Origin of the sequence: Streptomyces sp. NPDC051051 (genome assembly GCF_040682975.1) — a bacterium.
GTDB lineage: Bacteria > Actinomycetota > Actinomycetes > Streptomycetales > Streptomycetaceae > Streptomyces.
Map to the genome: position 1 here is coordinate 1 of NZ_JBFBCB010000009.1, position 16,004 is coordinate 16,004.

13 protein-coding genes are annotated in these 16,004 nt (G+C 73.1%); 2 read left to right on the forward strand and 11 right to left on the reverse strand.

The annotated features are described in order from the left end of the window. Positions 1-158: 158 nt before the first annotated feature. The 9 genes from AB0N31_RS09335 to rpe all read right to left on the reverse strand — a co-directional run bounded on the left by AB0N31_RS09335 (position 159) and on the right by rpe (position 10,405). Positions 159-1,856: an NAD(P)/FAD-dependent oxidoreductase gene (locus AB0N31_RS09335; RefSeq protein ID WP_366057790.1), complete on the reverse strand. Its 1,698-nt coding sequence runs from the start codon at positions 1,854-1,856 to the stop codon at positions 159-161. 53 nt (positions 1,857-1,909) lie between these two features. Beyond that, positions 1,910-2,698: a carbon-nitrogen hydrolase family protein gene (locus tag AB0N31_RS09340; RefSeq protein ID WP_366057791.1), complete on the reverse strand. Its 789-nt coding sequence runs from the start codon at positions 2,696-2,698 to the stop codon at positions 1,910-1,912. A gap of 172 nt (positions 2,699-2,870) precedes the next feature. Beyond that, complete coding sequence (locus AB0N31_RS09345) at positions 2,871-4,061, reverse strand: MFS transporter (protein ID WP_366057792.1); 1,191 nt, start codon at positions 4,059-4,061, stop codon at positions 2,871-2,873. A gap of 201 nt (positions 4,062-4,262) precedes the next feature. After that, a complete protein-coding gene (locus AB0N31_RS09350) occupies positions 4,263-4,715 on the reverse strand; it encodes an Lrp/AsnC family transcriptional regulator (RefSeq protein ID WP_073493514.1) in 453 nt (150 codons plus the stop codon). Between the two features lie 10 nt (positions 4,716-4,725). Then, positions 4,726-6,195: an amino acid permease gene (locus AB0N31_RS09355; RefSeq protein WP_366057793.1), complete on the reverse strand. Its 1,470-nt coding sequence runs from the start codon at positions 6,193-6,195 to the stop codon at positions 4,726-4,728. Between the two features lie 304 nt (positions 6,196-6,499). Next, entirely contained in the window at positions 6,500-7,942 is a 1,443-nt protein-coding gene (locus AB0N31_RS09360; protein ID WP_366057794.1) for a GuaB1 family IMP dehydrogenase-related protein, read from the reverse strand. A gap of 171 nt (positions 7,943-8,113) precedes the next feature. Then, complete coding sequence (locus tag AB0N31_RS09365) at positions 8,114-8,434, reverse strand: barstar family protein (RefSeq protein ID WP_366057795.1); 321 nt, start codon at positions 8,432-8,434, stop codon at positions 8,114-8,116. A 140-nt stretch (positions 8,435-8,574) separates the two neighbouring features. Beyond that, positions 8,575-9,618, reverse strand: a complete 1,044-nt coding sequence (locus AB0N31_RS09370; protein ID WP_366057796.1) for a sugar-binding domain-containing protein — start codon at positions 9,616-9,618, stop codon at positions 8,575-8,577. A gap of 100 nt (positions 9,619-9,718) precedes the next feature. Then, positions 9,719-10,405 carry a ribulose-phosphate 3-epimerase gene (rpe, locus tag AB0N31_RS09375; RefSeq protein ID WP_366057797.1) on the reverse strand — a complete coding sequence of 229 codons (687 nt, stop codon included), beginning with the start codon at positions 10,403-10,405 and terminating at the stop codon, positions 9,719-9,721. A gap of 14 nt (positions 10,406-10,419) precedes the next feature. Here rpe and AB0N31_RS09380 point away from each other — a divergent pair, with 14 nt between their 5' ends. After that, positions 10,420-12,699, forward strand: coding sequence for an MMPL family transporter (locus AB0N31_RS09380; RefSeq protein ID WP_366057798.1), 2,280 nt, complete (start codon positions 10,420-10,422; stop codon positions 12,697-12,699). On the opposite strand, the gene AB0N31_RS09385 is transcribed toward AB0N31_RS09380, so the two are convergent. After that, positions 12,680-14,098 (reverse strand): transcription antitermination factor NusB, encoded by a 1,419-nt coding sequence (locus AB0N31_RS09385; protein ID WP_366057800.1) that lies wholly within the window; start codon positions 14,096-14,098, stop codon positions 12,680-12,682. The genes AB0N31_RS09380 and AB0N31_RS09385 overlap by 20 nt on opposite strands. A gap of 135 nt (positions 14,099-14,233) precedes the next feature. Then, positions 14,234-15,178, reverse strand: a complete 945-nt coding sequence (gene fmt, locus AB0N31_RS09390) for a methionyl-tRNA formyltransferase (protein WP_366057801.1) — start codon at positions 15,176-15,178, stop codon at positions 14,234-14,236. A 270-nt stretch (positions 15,179-15,448) separates the two neighbouring features. Here fmt and AB0N31_RS09395 point away from each other — a divergent pair, with 270 nt between their 5' ends. Further along, positions 15,449-15,994 (forward strand): hypothetical protein, encoded by a 546-nt coding sequence (locus tag AB0N31_RS09395; RefSeq protein WP_366057802.1) that lies wholly within the window; start codon positions 15,449-15,451, stop codon positions 15,992-15,994. Positions 15,995-16,004: the final 10 nt, after the last annotated feature.

The window sequence follows — 16,004 nt, forward strand, 5'->3', positions numbered from 1 at the left end:
TAGCGTCGTCTGCCCGAAGGGCAGGCCCGGCGGCGTCTGGTGCGTGCGATCGCAAGGCGGAGGGTCGCCCCGATACTGGTTGTATCGGGGCGATCCCGACAACGCGGCGAGCGTGCGTGCCAGGCGTCGCCGGGCAGACGGGACTTTCGAAACACGCCCTAGTCCTCCGGGAGTTCGACCGGGGCGATCTCGTCGTACACGTCGCCCGGGCCCGGATTGGTCGCGTCCGTCGTCCCGCCGAGGTGGTGCATCACGCCCCACACCGCGTTGAGGGCCGTCTGGACGGCGCCCTCGGCCCAGCCCGCGGTCCAGGAGATGTCGTCGCCGGCGAGGAAGATGCCCCGCTTGTCCTCGGGCAGCCGGTCCTGCATGAAGTGGGTGAACAGGCGCCGCTGGTAGCGGTAGTGGCCGGGCAGGTTGGCCTTGAACGCGCCCATGAAGTAGGGCTCGTTCTCCCAGGAGACGGTGACCGGGTTGCCGATGACGTGCTTCCTGATGTCGACGTTCGGGTAGATCTCGCCGAGCGACTTGAGCATGACCTCCATCCGCTCGTTCGCGGACAGCGGCAGCCACTTCAGGCTGTCGTCGCACCAGGTGTAGGACAGGCAGATCACGGCGGGCCGGTCCGGGCCGTCGTCGAGGAGGTAGGTGCCGCGGGTCATGCGGTCGGTGAGCGTCATCGACATGACGTCCCGGCCCGTGTCCGCGTCCTTGTCCAGCCAGAACGGCCGGTCGACGGGGACGAAGAGCTTGGAGCTCTCCATGTAGTGGGTGCGCTCGATCGCCGTCCAGTGGTCGATCGGGAAGAGCGAGTCGTCGCAGGCGATCTTCGACAGCAGCATCCAGGACTGCGCGGTGAAGACGGCGGCCCGGTAGGTGCGGATGTCCCCGTTCGCGTCGGTGACGGTGATGCGGTTGCCCGCGGTGCGGTTGAGGCGGGTCACCGCCGGGCGGGGCTCACCGCCCTCGTGCAGGCCCGCGAGGGAGGTGCCGTAGGGCCAGTGGACGATCTTCTCCGGCTCGCGCTCCCACAACCGCAGCGGCAGTTGCTGGGAGCCGCCGACGATGCCGCGGTGGTGGTCGTCGGCCTCGGTGTAGACGACCCGGAGGATCTCCAGGATGGAGTTGGGGAAGTCGGTGTCCCAGCCGCCGGTGCCGAAGCCGACCTGGCCGAAGATCTCGCGGTGCCGGAAGGACCGGAAGGCCTCGGAGTCGCAGAGGAAGCCGTAGAAGGTCTGGTTGTCGAGCTTCTCGACGAGCTTCGCCCAGATCTCGCGGATGCGCGGCACGTCGCGCTCGCGCATGGCCCGGTTCATGTCGGAGAAGTCGGCGCCCTCCTCCAGGCACTTGTTCCAGGCGGCGGCGACGTCCCGGTAGACCTGCGGCAGGTCGTCGATCGTCTCGGCGTAGTGGGACTCGCCCTTGAGGTCGACGACGGTCGAGGGCGTGGCCTCGGCGAGCGGGTTGGGGAACGGGCGGGTCTCGAGGCCCACCAGGTCGATGTAGTGCTGGAGCGCCGTGGAGGACGGCGGGAAGCGCATCGCGCCCATCTCGGCGGTCAGCGAGGGGTCGCAGCCGTCGAAGCCCACCGTGCGCAGCCGCCCGCCGATCCGGTCGGCCTCGTACACGACGGGCTTGAGGCCCATCTTCATCAGCTCGTAGGCGGCGACGATCCCGGACAGCCCGCCGCCGATCACGGCGACCTCGGTGCCGTGCTCGGTGGCCGGTATCTGGCCGAGGCCCGCCGGGTGGGCGAGGAAGTCGTCGTAGGCGTACGGGAAGTCCGGGCCGAACATCGTGATCGGCGGCTGCTGCTCGTCTGCGTGCTCGACGGCGTTGGGCACGGTGGACGTCATGGGGTGCGGACTCCTTGCGGCGACGAGGAAGGGAAGAAAGGGAAGACGGGGGCTCAGACCAGGGACCCGTAGAGGCCGGGGCGGCGGTCCTTCAGGTACGGGTTCGCCTCGCGGGAGGCGGCCACGAAGGCGGGGTCGGCGTCGGCGAACACGAGTTCCTCGTCGCGTCCGGCGCGGGCGCGGGCGACGCCGTCGGGACCGGCCAGGGTGGAGAGTCCGACGAACTCGAACTCCCCTTCCCTGCCGACCCGGTTGACGTAGGCGACGTACATCTGGTTCTCGAAGGCGCGCACCGGGATCATCGACTCGGCGACGAACTGGAAGGGGTGCATCTGCGCCGTCGGCACCACCAGCAGGCCGGTGCCGGCCAGCGCGTGGGCGCGGACGTTCTCCGGGAACTCGACGTCGTAGCAGATCATGAGGCCGACGGTCAGGCCGCCGAGCTCCGCCTGGACGAGGGGCCGGTCGCCGGGCGTGAAGTGGTCGCGCTCGAAGCAGCCGAAGAGGTGGGTCTTGCGGTAGTTCGCCAGGCGGACCCCGTCGGCGGAGATCAGCTGCGCGGCGTTGTACACCGTCTCGCCGTCGCGCTCCGGGTATCCGTAGGCGACCGCGAGACCGTGCCGTCCGGCGAGGTCGGCGACCGCGTCCGCGGAGTCGCCGTCGGCGGGCTCGGCGAGGCGGGCGATGTCGTCGCCGATCGCGTACCCGGTCAGGAACATCTCCGGCGCGACCAGCAGCCCGGCGCCCGCGGCGGCGGCGCGGCCCGCGGCCTCGTCGAGGACCTTGAGGTTCTCGACGACGGAGCCGGGGCGGCCGGAGCTCTGGAGCAGGGCGATGCGCATGCGTGTTCCTCACCGGAGGCGGAAGGGTGTGGGGGACACCTAGACGGTACGGTCCGCCGACCGGGGCGGACAAGGAGGAGCCGTTGCGCGCCGGTGAGCTGTTCGTTGCGTGCGGAGGGCGCGGGGCGGCGATTCGTTGCGCGGCCCCGCGCCCGGGATCACCGCCGCGGGATCACCGCCGCACGGCCACCAGCAGCGCGGTCACCAGGCAGGGGGCCGCGAGCAGCGCGAAGGCGGTGCCGTGCGCGGTCGCCGAGGCGAGCGGGGCGTAGGTGGCGTACACCGCGATCGTGGCGAGTTCGGTTCCCAGGCCCGCGACGGAGGTGAGAGTGGCCCGGCCGGTGCCCTCGATGCGCCGCTGGAGGCGGGCGTCGGCCAGTACGGTCGCCAGCTGGAAGCCGCCGAAGGCCAGGGCCACCAGGGCCAGGCCGGCCGGTGTGCCGGCGCCCGCCCCGACGGCGAGGGCGAGCGCGGCGGCGGTGAGCAGCACGGCGAACCCCCTGCGGCCCAGGCGCCCGGCCGGGCCGGCCAGCAGGCTTCCGGCGGTGACGCCGGCCCAGATCATCATCAGCAGCCAGGGGATCGACGCGTCGCGGGCGCCGGTGTCCCGCGCCAGCAGCGGGGTGTACTCGTCGAGGGCGCCCCAGACGGCGGCGACGGCCGGGACGAGCAGGAGGGCGCCGCGCACGGAGCGGTCGCGGCGGGCCTCGGCGAGGCCGGCCCGCAGGGTCGCCGCCCAGCCCTCGTCGTCACCGTCGGCGGGAGCGGGGGCGCGGTGCTCGGGGAAGCGGGTCGCCGTCGCGGCGCACAGCAGACAGGCCAGCACACTGGCCGCGCCGACCGCCGGATAGCCGTACCCCGCGAACACCGGGCCGGCCAGGGCCATCGCCGTCATCGCCGCGGCCTGCCCGGCCGCGTGGGCCCGGCCCATGAGGCGGGCGTACCGGTCCGCCGCGCCGAGCCGCTCCAGCTCCTCGTAGACCAGGGCCTCCAGGGCGCCCGAGCCGAGCGCCCCGCGCGCGCCCCACAGCACGAAGCCGGCGGCGAAGGCCCAGTACGAGGGGAACAGCACCCACAGCGCGAAGCCGGCCGCGCCCAGCAGCGGGCCCAGCCACAGCAGCAGCCGGCGGGAGACGGCGTCCGCCCAGGCGCCGGAGGGGACCTCCAGCAGGACGCCGGTCGCCGACCAGAGGACGAACAGCGAGGACATCTGCCCGACGGACAGCCCGGTGTCGGCGAACAGCAGCGCGTACACCGGGTAGAGCAGGACGAACTCGTCCAGGAACGCGTAGCCGTACAGCGTGGTCGTGAGCCGCCGTACGCCCGGTGCGCCGACGGGCGCACGGGCAGGTGAGTGAGTCATGGGGCCTTCCCGCAGGGACGTTTCGGACACCGGGGGTACGGCGTCCGAGGCGGCCCTCGGGAGGCACGGCTGCTGGATCAATGTCGCCAGGTCATGGGACCGAGGGTAGACCCGGGCCCGGGCCGCTCACCAGCGCTTTGCGGAGCCGGCGGCCGCGGCGCCGGAGCCTCGCGGAGCCGGCGGCCGCAGGGCCGGCGGCTCTCAGGTCGGCGAGCCGGAGGAGAAGCGGCGCAGCAGCGGGGAGAGCACCAGCACCGACTTCGTGCGCTCCACGAAGGGCTCCCCCGCGATCCGCTCCAGGACCCGCTCGAAGTGGCGCATGTCGGCGGCGAAGACCTGGGCGATCGCGTCCGCCTCCCCGGTGACGGTGGAGGCGGCCACGACTTCCTGGTAGCGCTCCAGGCCCCGCTGGATGGTCTCCGGCGAGGTGTTGCGCCGGCAGTAGATCTCGACGTACCCCTCGGTCTCCCAGCCCAGGGCCGCCGGGTCGACGCGCACCGTGAAACCGGTGATGGCCCCGGTGGCGCGCAGCCGGTCCACGCGCCGTTTCACGGCGGGTGCGGAGAGGCCGACGAGCTGCCCGATGTCCGCGTAGGAGCGGCGGGCGTCCTCGGCGAGGGCGTGCACGATGCGTTCGTCGAGATCGTTCAGCACTGCGGGTCGTTCACTTCACTTCGGATGACGCGAGGCGGGAGCGGCGGTGGCCGTAGAGGAAGTAGAACACGAGCCCGACCGCCATCCAGACACCGAAGACCACCCAGGTGACGGCGGAGAGGCTGCCCATCATCCAGACGCAGAAGGCGAAGCCCAGCGCGGGCAGCACCGGCGACAGCGGGACGCGGAAGGTACGGGGCATCTCCGGGCGGGTCCGGCGCAGCACCACGACGGCCACGTTGACCAGGGCGAAGGCGAAGAGGGTACCGATGCTGGTGGCGTCGGCCAACTGGCCGAGCGGGACGGCGGCGGCCAGGACACCGCAGAACAGCGAGACGATCAGCGTGTTGGCGCGGGGCGCGCCGGTCTTCGGGTGCACGCGGGAGAACACCTTGGGCACGAGCCCGTCCCGGGACATCGCGAAGAGGATGCGGGTCTGGCCGTACAGGACGGTCAGGACGACGCTGGCGATGGCGATGACCGCGCAGAAGGCCAGCAGGGTGCCCCAGAAGGCCTGGCCGGTGACGTCGCGCATGATCTGGGCGAGCGCGGCCTCCGAGTCGGTGAAGCCCCGCCAGGGCTTGGCGCCCACGGCGACGGCGGCGACCAGGACGTACAGGGCGGTCACGATGACGAGGGACAGCATGATCGCGCGGGGCAGGTCGCGCTGCGCGTTCGTCGCCTCCTCACCGGCGGTGGAGGCGGCGTCGAAGCCGATGTACGAGAAGAAGAGGGTGGCCCCGGCGGCGCTGACGCCGGCCATGCCGAGCGGCATGAAGTCGGCGTAGTTGCCGGAGCGGAAGCCCTGGACGCCGATGGCGCAGAAGAGCACCAGCGCGGCGATCTTCACGACGACCATGACGGTGTTGGCGCGGGCGGACTCGCGGGCGCCGCCGAGCAGGAACGCCATCGCGAGCAGGACGACGATCAGCGCCGGCAGGTTGAAGACGCCGCCGTCACCGGGCGGGGCGGACAGTGCGGCCGGGATGGTGACGCCGATCGTGCCGTCGAGCAGTTCGTTGAGGTACTCGCCCCAGCCGACCGCGACCGCGGCGACCGACACGCCGTACTCCAGCACCAGGCACCAGCCGCAGACCCAGGCGATCAGCTCGCCCATCGTTGCGTACGCGTACGAGTAGGAGGAACCGGCGACCGGGATGGTGCCCGCCAGTTCGGCGTAGGACAGGGCCGAGAACAGCGCCGTGAGTCCGGCGATCACGAAGGACAGCGTGACGGCCGGGCCGGCCTTGGGGACCGCCTCGCCGAGGACGACGAAGATACCGGTGCCGAGCGTCGCGCCGATGCTGATCATGGTCAGCTGCCACAGTCCGAGGGAGCGCCGCAGGGACCCTCCCTCGCCCTGGCCACCCTCGGCGACCAGGCGTTCCACGGGCTTGCGCCGCATCAGGCGCGCGCCGAGCCCGGGGGGTGCGGGGACGGTCCGACTGCCCTGTTGCGGGGGTGCGCCTTGGTCGAGCACGCGCTGACTCCTTCGTCGCTGCCGATCGGAGCGACGGGGACCGGCGGCACCCCTGCGCGAACAGGAACCCACCGAGCGGGGTCCCCGCCGCACCTTGTACAGCGCACGACCCTACGAGGGGGAGCGTTGCCGGTGTAATGCAGCAACCTTGCGCGTATCCGCAAGATCGTTGCGTCTGTCGCGGCGGAGTGCCCATTCGTTGCGCGGTGACGGCGGAGGCCGTCGGCGGCGCGGAAGGACGCGGGCCCGGCGACGGCCGGGCCCGCGGTGTCCTCGGCGGCGACGGCGGCGCCCCGCGGGGTGCTCAGCTCCAGCTGGCGTGCAGGGGCTGGCCCTCCGCGTAGCCGGCCGCGCTCTGGAGGCCGACGATGGCCTTCTCGGCGAACTCCTCCAGGGAGGCGGCACCGGCGTAGGTGCAGGAGGAGCGGACGCCCGCGACGACCGAGTCGATCAGGTCCTCGACGCCCGGACGGCCCGGGTCGAGGAACATGCGCGAGGTGGAGATGCCCTCCTCGAACAGGGCCTTGCGGGCCCGGTCGTACGCCGACTCCTCGGAGGTGCGGTTGCGCACCGCGCGCGCGGACGCCATGCCGAACGACTCCTTGTAGAGCCGTCCGCCGGCGTCCTGCTGGAGGTCGCCCGGGGACTCGTAGGTGCCCGCGAACCAGGAGCCGATCATCACGTTGGACGCGCCGGCCGCGAGGGCCATCGCCACGTCGCGCGGGTGGCGGACGCCGCCGTCGGCCCACACGTGCTTGCCGTACTTCCTCGCCTCGGCCGCGCACTCCAGGACCGCGGAGAACTGCGGCCGGCCCACGCCGGTCATCATGCGGGTGGTGCACATGGCGCCGGGGCCGACGCCGACCTTGATGATGTCGGCTCCCGCGTCGACGAGGTCCTTGACGCCCTCGGCGGAGACGATGTTGCCGGCGACGATCGGGACCTGCGGATCGAGGTCGCGCACCAGCCGGATCGCGCTGATCATCGACTCCTGGTGGCCGTGGGCCGTGTCGATGACGAGAGTGTCGACGCCCGCGTCCAGCAGCAGCTTGGCCTTCTCGGCGAAGTCGCCGTTGATGCCGACGGCGGCGGCGATCCGCAGCCTGCCCCGCGCGTCGGTGGCGGGCGTGTACAGGGTGGCGCGCAGGGCGCCCTTGCGGGTGAGGATGCCGGCCAGTCGGCCGTCCGCGTCGACCGCGGGGGCGTAGCGCCGGTTGGCCGCGTCGAGGGTGTTGAAGGCCTCACGGGGGTCGATGTCCGCGTCCAGGAGCAGCAGGTCCTTGGACATGACCTCGGTGAGCTGGGTGAAGCGGTCGACGCCGCTGAGGTCCGTGTCCGTGACGACACCGACGGGGCGGGCGTCCCCGTCGACGACGACGCCCGCGTTGTGCGCGCGCTTGGGCAGCAGGGCCAGCGCGTCGGCGACGGTCTGGTGCGGGGCGAGCACGATCGGGGTGTCCAGCACGAGGTGGCGACTCTTGACCCAGGAGATGACGTCGGTGACGACGTCGATCGGGATGTCCTGGGGAATCACCACGAGGCCGCCGCGCCGCGCCACGGTCTCGGCCATCCGGCGCCCGGCGACGGCGGTCATGTTGGCCACGACCAGCGGGATCGTGGTGCCCGTGCCGTCCGGGGAGTTGAGGTCCACGCCCAGACGCGATCCGACCGCGCTGCGGCTCGGGACCATGAAGACGTCGTCGTACGTGAGGTCGTACGCGGGCTGGATGTCGTTGAGGAAACGCACGTGCCGCACATCCCAGTCGATCAGAGGTGACCCCCGGACCGGCCGGCCAGGGGGAAGAGCACGTACTTCATTGTCCCACGAGAGCCGTCATGCCCGGCCCGGGACGATCGTCCAGGCAGGTCAGGAGGGTGTTCGGAGGATCGTCCGAGGGATACCCGCGGGGCCCGCCGGTCAAGCGCCCGGGACGCCCCCGAGGGCGAGCGCCACCGACAGCCGGGGCGTCCGGTCCACGGCCTGCGCGAACACCTCCTCGGCGACCGCCCACTCCCGCGCGTTCTCCCGCGCGTACGGCCGCCAGCCCCGTACGACGACCAGCAGCCCCCGGTCGGCGCACCCGGCGGGCCAGACGCCGGGGTCGGCGAGGGAGTCGGCGAGCGCGTCCCAGTTGCGCCCGAACCACTCCGGGAGGTTCAGGGCACGGGCGGCACGGTCCATCAGGCCCGCCTTGTCCGTGACCCCGTCGAGGTCCAGCGTGACCACGTGCTGCGTCATCTCGGTACCGTCCTGAACGAGTCGGGTGGTCGTCGGTGCAGTGGGTGACGAGCGGGCGGGGAAGCACACGGGGGACGCACCGCGGCAGCGTGCGTCGACGCTGTCACGGCCGTCCCCTCATGACCTGCCGTCGGGGGCGGTCAGGCCCCGTCGGGGTCCGCCCGGTTCAGGGCGGGCCTGGGCGTCGGGCCCGCCGTCATCAGGTAGTCCGCGGCCGAGGTGTCGGTCACCAGGCTGGTGACGAGCCCCGAGCGCAGCACCGCGTCGATCGCGGCCGCCTTGCGCTGCCCGCCCGCGATCGCGACGACCTCGGGGATGCGGCGGAGCTGGTCCGCCTTGACGGTGATGCACCGCTCGCCGAGGTCCCGGCCGACCCGGCGCCCCTCGGAGTCGAAGAGGTGCGCGGACATCTCGGCGGCGACCCCGAGCGAGGCGTAGTGCGCCCGCTCCTCGTCGCTGAGCATGTCGTGCACGGTCGAGATGCCCGGCTCCCACGAACCGATGGAGACGCAGGCGACCGTGACCTTGTCGAAGTACTCGAAGGCCCGGGCGATCCCGGTCTGGTGGCGCAGCGCGATCGCGGTGGCCGCGTCCGGCAGCAGCATCGGCGCGTAGATGGGGTGCGCGTCGCCGCCGGACACCTGGGCGGCGCGGCGGACGGCCTCGACCGAGCCGCGCTCGGCGGTCCCGGCGTCGTACACGCCCGTCAGCTGCACCACCGTGCAGGGCGGCAGCCGGTCCAGCGCCGCCGCCATGTGGATGGTGGACCGGCCCCAGGCCAGGCCCAGGACGTCCCCCTCGTTGAGCAGCTCGCCGAGCAGGTCGGCGGCCACCTCCCCGAGGTTCTCGGGGTCGGGCGACTCCTCGGCGTCGGCCGGGGACTCGACCACCACGGCGTGCCTGAGGCCGTACCTGGCGCGGAGCGCGTCGGAGCGCTCGGCGTCCAGTTCGGCCGGCACGCGGATCTCGATCCGTACGAGATCCCGTTCGAGAGCGGTCTCCAGGACCCGGGCCACCTTGAAGCGGCTGACGCCGAACTCCTCGGCGATCTGGATCTTGGATTTGCCCTCGAGGTAGAAGCGGCGGGCCATGGCCGCCGCCTGCACCAGCTCAGCGGGTCCCATCCGCATGGCTGACCGGCCCGCCGACATACCCGACACGGCGATCTCCTCACTGCTGTTCACACTCTGGATTCGCCGTTCATCCTTGCAGATGCGGCGCACTCGATCGGCCCTGATCGCGGCCGTTCACGTTCCCTTGGTCCCGCGGTCGCCCACCCGTCCGTCAGTGGGCGCACGCCCAGGACGCCTCGGCGGTCGCCCCCTCGGCCTGCGTGCGCAGTGCACGTACCGCCTCGGCCGGGTCCGACGCCCCGTAGACCGCCGAGCCGGCGACGAAGACGTCGGCGCCCGCCTCGGCGCACCGCTCGATGGTGGCGGCCGAGACCCCGCCGTCCACCTGGAGCCAGAGCTCGAGACCGTGCTTGCTGATCAACTCGCGGGTGCGGCGAATCTTGGGCAGCATGATGTCGAGGAACGCCTGTCCCCCGAAGCCCGGTTCGACCGTCATGATCAGCAGCATGTCGAGTTCGGGGAGCAGGTCCTCGTACGGCTCGACGGGCGTCGCCGGCTTCAGCGCCATCGAGGCGCGCGCCCCCTTGGCGCGGATCTCGCGGGCGAGCCGGACCGGCGCGGCGGCCGCCTCGACGTGGAAGGTGACGGAACCGGCCCCCGCCTCGACGTACTGGGGCGCCCAGCGATCGGGGGCCTCGATCATCAGGTGGCAGTCCAGCGGCGTGTCCGTCGCACGGGCCAGGGACTCCACGACCGGCACACCGAGCGTGAGGTTCGGGACGAAATGGTTGTCCATGACATCGACGTGAAGCCAGTCGGCTCCCTCGACCGCCTTCGCCTCGTCCGCGAGGCGGGCGAAGTCGGCGGACAGGATGCTGGGGTTGATCTGCGCGGCCATGACCCAAGACTGCCATGTCCGGGCGCGTTCGTTGGCGCCGGTCCGTATCCGGGACGTTCATCGGATGTTCCGCGGGGGCCGCGCGTGCCGTTCCGGGCGGCCCAGCGGTACCGCGTCCGGGAACGGGGGTGGCTGTGAGGCAGCTCGACGTCTGGAAACGGGGCGCCGTCCGGCTCGTCTGCGGACGGCGGTCCAAGTGGCTGGTCCTGGTCCTCTGGCTGGTCGTCCTGGTGATCGCGGCGCCCTTCGGCGCGAAGCTGAACGACGCGCAGGACAACGACGCCCAGTCCTGGCTGCCGGGCTCCGCCGAGTCCACCCGGGTCCTCAGCGTCTCCGAGGAGTTCCGGCCGGAGCAGATCCCCGCGGTCGTCGTCTACGCGCGCGCCGACGGGCTGACCGCCCAGGACCGGCAGCACATCGCCGAGGACGTCCGCCAGGTGAGCGCGCTGCGCGCGCACGGCATCCGCGGCGCGGAGGTCAAGGGCCCGGTCTTCGACCGGCCGACGGCACCCCGGGCCGCTCAGATCTACGTGCCCATCACCATGGACGCGCAGGGCTGGCAGCGCATCACCCCCGCGGTCGACTCCATCCGCGACGACGTGGGCCGGGGCGAGGACGGACTCACCGTTCACATCACGGGACCCGGCGGCACCTCGGCCGACTTCTCCAAGGCCTTCGAGGGCATCGACAGCACGCTGCTGTTCTCCGCGATGGCCGTTGTGGTCGTGATGCTCCTGTTCACCTTCCGCAGTCCGGTCCTGCTGTTCGTGCCGCTGCTCGGGGTGGTGGCCGCGCTGTTCACGGCCCAGGCGCTGATCCACGTCCTCGCCACGCACGCCGGCCTGACCGTCAACGGCCAGAGCGCGGGCATCCTGACGGTGCTCGTCTTCGGCGCGGGCACCGACTACGCGCTGCTGCTGGTCGCCCGCTACCGGGAGGAGCTGCGCCGCCACCACGACCGGCACGAGGCGATGGAACTGGCCCTCAACCGCGCCGGCCCGGCGGTCCTCGCCTCCGGCGCCACGGTCGTGCTGAGCATGCTGGTGCTGCTGGTCGCCGAGATGAACTCGACCCGGGGCCTGGGTCCGGTCGCCGCCATCGGCGTCGCGGTCGCCCTGCTGGCGATGCTCACCCTCTTCCCGGCCCTGCTGCTCGTGTTCGGCCGCTGGATCTTCTGGCCGGCCGTTCCGCACGAGGGGTCCGCCGATCCCACCGTGGGCGGCGTGTGGGCCCGTACCGGCCGCGGTATCGCCCGCCGCCCCCGCATGGTGTGGGGCATCACGGCCGCGGTGCTGGCGGCCCTGTCCCTCGGTCTGTTCCAGCTGCGCGCGGCGGGCATCGCCAACGCGGACGCCCTCACCGGCGAACCGGACTCGATCGTCGGACAGAAGGTGTCGGCGCGCTACTTCCCGGCCGGCGCCGGTGATCCGCTGGTGATCGTGTCGAACGCGGACCGGGCCGAGCAGGTGGGCCGCACGGTCGCCGCGGATCCGGGTGTCGTCCCGGCGAGCATCGGCGTACCGCCCGGGACCGCGCCCGAGCACGACGGGAAGGTGCTGCTGGAGGCGACGATGCGCGCCCCCGCCGACAGTTCCGAGGCCAAGGCGACCGTGGAGCGCGTGCGCGACGCGGTGCACGCCGTGCCCGGCGCCGACGCGCGGGTGGGCGGCGGCACCGCGGCCCTGCTGGACATGGACGAGGCCCAGACCCACGACAACTACCTGGTCATCCCCCTCGTCCTGGTCGTGGTGCTGCTCGTGCTGAGTGTGCTGCTGCGCGCCCTGGTGGCGCCGCTGCTGCTGGTCGGGACGGTGGTGCTGTCCCTGGCCACCGCGCTCGGACTGAGCGCCCTCGCCTTCCGGCACGTCTTCGACTACGCGGGCGAGGACGTGGCCTTCCCCCTGTTCGTGTTCGTGTTCCTGGTGGCGCTGGGCATCGACTACAACATCTTCCTGACGACCCGCATCCGCGAGGAGTCGGTCCGTCAGGGCACCCGGCCCGGCGTGGTCACCGGCCTGGCCACGACCGGGGCGGTGATCACCTCGGCCGGGCTGGTCCTGGCCGGCACCTTCGCCGCGCTCGGCACGCTTCCCGTGCTGGGCTTCGCCGAGATCGGCTTCGCGGTCGCGCTGGGCGTCCTGCTGGACACCTTCGTCGTCCGCTCCGTCCTGGTCACCGCGCTCTTCCTGGACGTGGGCAGGAAGGTGTGGTGGCCGCACCCGCTGGCCCGCCGGGACGGCGCGGCGGCGCAGGTGCCCCGGCCGGAAGCGCCGGTCAGCCAGTCCTCCGAATGAGCGCCAGGTACATCGCGTCGGTCCCGTGCACGTGCGGCCACAGCTGGACGTCGGGCCCGTCTCCGAGGGCCGGTACGCCCGGGAGCAGGGGCCTGGCGTCGACCAGTTCGGCCTCCGGGAACTGCTTGAGCAGGTCGGCGACGACGGCCCGGGTCTCCGCGAGATGCGGGGAGCAGGTGGCGTACCCGACGACGCCCCCGACCCGTACGGACTCCAGCGCGGTCCGCAGCAGGCCGCGCTGCAGGGGTGCGAAGCCGTCCAGGTCCTCGGGCCTGCGCCGCCAGCGCGCCTCGGGCCGGCGGCGCAGGGCGCCGAGCCCGGTGCAGGGGACGTCCATCAGCACCCGGTCGAAGGAACCGGGCCGCCACGGCGGCCGCGTCCCGTCGGCGGCGACGACCTGGTACGGCCCGGGGTTCCCGGCGAGCGCCTTGGCCACGAGCCCGGCCCGGTGCGGCTGCTTCTCCGAGGCGAGCAGCACGGCGCCGCGTTCGGCGGCGAGCGCCGCCAGCAGCGCGGCCTTGCCGCCGGGCCCGGCGCAGCCGTCGAGCCAGCGCGTGTCGGAGCCCTCCAGCGGCGCGTTGGCGAGCGCGAGCGCCACCAGCTGGCTCCCCTCGTCCTGCACGCCCGCGCGCCCGGACCGCACGGCCTCGATCGCGCCGGGTTCGCCGCCCTCGGTGAGCCGCACGGCGTACGGCGACCAGCGTCCGGGGGCGGCGGATTCCTCGTGCAGCAGCTCGTCCGTCGTGGCCCGGCCGGGCCGGGCGACCAGGGTCACCTCGGGCCGCTCGTTGTCGGCCTCCAGCAGTTCCTCGATACCGGCCCGGCCGCCGCCGAGGGAGTCCCACAGCGCGGAGACGACCCAGCGCGGGTGCGAGTGGACGACGGCGAGATGGTCCTCGGGGTCGTCGTCGTAGGGCGGCGCGATCTTCTCGATCCAGGTGTCGAGGTCGTGCTGGGCGACCTTGCGCAGGACCGCGTTGACGAACTTGGCCCGCCCGTCGCCGAGCACCACCCGCGCCAGCTCGACGGAGGCGGACACGGCGGCGTGCGTCGGGATCCGGGTCCCGAGCAGCTGGTGCACACCGAGGCCGAGCACGTCGAGCACGGGCGGGTCGACCTCCCGCAGCGGCCGGTCGACACAGGCGGCGACGATCGCGTCGTACGTCCCCTGCCGTCGCAGCGTCCCGTACACCAGCTCGGTGGCGAGGGCGGCGTCCCGCCCGTCGAAGTCCCCGCCGGCCCGCGCCTTGCGCAGCAGCGGCGGCAGCACGAGGTTGGCGTAGGCGTCCCGCTCGTCCACGGCCCGCAGCACCTCGAACGCGAGGAAGCGGACGGGGTCCTTCTTGGGCCGACGGTGGGGCTTGCCGGTGGTGCGGGGACGGCGGGGCTGCTCGCTCACGAAAAAGGTGCTCCGGATTGCAGGATGAGGGTACGCCCAGCCTACGACGGGCGGGCCGGCCCCGGTGCGGGAGCATCGCTCCCCCGGCCGCTCCCCGGCTGCTCCCGGCGGCTGCCGCCCCGGCCACGGCGTCGGTTACTCGCCCGCCCGCTCCCCGACCCGCTCGCCGTCCGTGATGCGCACCCCGCGGGCCCAGTCGGCCGCCCGCATCGGCTTCTTGCCCTGCGCCTGCACCCACAGCAGCTCGACGGCATGCGATCCGGTGCCGACGTGCACGCTGTTCTTGCCGACGGCCAGCGCGCCCGGCGCGAGGTCGTCGCGCCCCGGCGCGCTCCGCACCTGGATGAGCTTGAGCCGCTCACCGCGGAACGTCGTCCAGGCACCCGGCGCGGGAGTGCACCCGCGCACGACCCGGTCGACGCGCAGTGCCGGAGCGGCCCAGTCGACCTGCGCGTCCTCGACGGTGATCTTCGGCGCGAGGGTGATGCCGTCCTGCGGCTGCGGTACGGCCTTCAGCGAGCCGTCCTCGATCCCGTCCATGGTGGCGGCGAGCAGCCCGGCGCCGGCGAACGCCAGCCGGGTGAGCAGGTCACCGCTGGTGTCGGTGGGCCGGACCTCCTCCGTCACCGTGCCGTAGACGGGCCCGGAGTCGAGCCCCTCCTCGATGAGGAAGGTGGAGGCGCCGGTGATCTCGTCCCCCGCCATGACGGCGTGCTGCACGGGCGCGGCCCCTCGCCAGGCGGGCAGCAGCGAGAAGTGCAGGTTGACCCAGCCGTGGGCCGGGATGTCGAGGGCCACCCTGGGCAGCAGGGCGCCGTAGGCGACGACGGGGCAGCAGTCCGGGGCGATCTCCCTGAGCCGTGCCAGGAACTCCGGCTCGCGCGGCCGGGCCGGCTTCAGCACCTCGATCCCGGCCTCCTCGGCCCGCTGCGCCACGGGGGAGGCGACCAGCCGGCGCCCCCGCCCCGCCGGCGCGTCGGGCCGCGTGACGACGGCGGCCACCTCGTGCCGTCCGGAGGCGAGCAGGGCGTCCAGAGCGGGAACGGCGACCTCGGGGGTACCGGCGAAGACGAGCTTCATGAGTGGGCACGGGCCTCTCGAAGGGAACGGACGACGGGCGACGCACAAGTTTATTGCGCCACCGGGGAAAGCCGCCGACGGCACGGAACACCCACGGCAGGCCGAAGGCCGGCGGGCGCTCTCGCCGGGGGCGTACGCAGATGCCCATACGCCCCCACACCGTGACCAGCGGAGCGCATCCGCGTTGGTCAAGACAGAGTTGACCACACCGGACCGCGCCTCACCGCGGGCCGCCCCTTTCTCTTCAACGCCGGTTCGAGAGGCTTGTTCATGGCCGACCACGCAACCCACGACGCCCAGGCCCGTGCCAGCCTGCAACTTCTGGTGCGGGACATCGAGCGGGTCCGCCGGCAGGTGGACGCGCTGCGCACCCTGACGGCCCAGCTGGGCAACGTCTACCGCCCGCGCCGCTCCGGCCCGTCCACGGGCTTCGTCGTCTACGGACGCGCCCCCGCCCCGACGGTCCGCCTCGCCCAGGAACTGCGGGACAGCGTCGAGACCCTGGTCACCGCGGCGGTGGACTTCGACCGCTCGCTCGGCTTCTCGTGGGACGCGGTGGGCTCCGCGCTCGGCGTGACCAAGCAGGCGGTCCACCGCCGCTACGGCGCCCGCCGCGCCGCCGCCCAGACGGCCGCGGAGGCCGACCAAACGGCGGCCGAGACGCCGGCCACCCGCACGGTCAACGTGGGCACCGGCATCCCCGTGGTCCCCACGGTCCCCGCGGCCCGCTCGATGCCGACCCAGCCGACGGCGGGCAGCTCGTCCCTGCGCGAGGACGTCAGACCCACGGCCTTCCCCGGCCTGCGGAACGGCTGACCCCTCCCCC

Excerpts from the sequence above, each read along its gene's own strand:
- AB0N31_RS09340 (WP_366057791.1), bottom strand. The coding sequence starts at position 2,698 with ATGCGCATCGCCCTGCTCCAGAGCTCCGGCCGCCCCGGCTCCGTCGTC.
- AB0N31_RS09345 (WP_366057792.1), bottom strand. The coding sequence starts at position 4,061 with ATGACTCACTCACCTGCCCGTGCGCCCGTCGGCGCACCGGGCGTACGG.
- fmt (WP_366057801.1), bottom strand. The coding sequence starts at position 15,178 with ATGAAGCTCGTCTTCGCCGGTACCCCCGAGGTCGCCGTTCCCGCTCTG.
- AB0N31_RS09380 (WP_366057798.1), top strand. The coding sequence starts at position 10,420 with ATGTCCGGGCGCGTTCGTTGGCGCCGGTCCGTATCCGGGACGTTCATC.
- AB0N31_RS09395 (WP_366057802.1), top strand. The coding sequence starts at position 15,449 with ATGGCCGACCACGCAACCCACGACGCCCAGGCCCGTGCCAGCCTGCAA.
- AB0N31_RS09365 (WP_366057795.1), bottom strand. The coding sequence starts at position 8,434 with ATGACGCAGCACGTGGTCACGCTGGACCTCGACGGGGTCACGGACAAG.
- AB0N31_RS09335 (WP_366057790.1), bottom strand. The coding sequence starts at position 1,856 with ATGACGTCCACCGTGCCCAACGCCGTCGAGCACGCAGACGAGCAGCAG.
- rpe (WP_366057797.1), bottom strand. The coding sequence starts at position 10,405 with ATGGCCGCGCAGATCAACCCCAGCATCCTGTCCGCCGACTTCGCCCGC.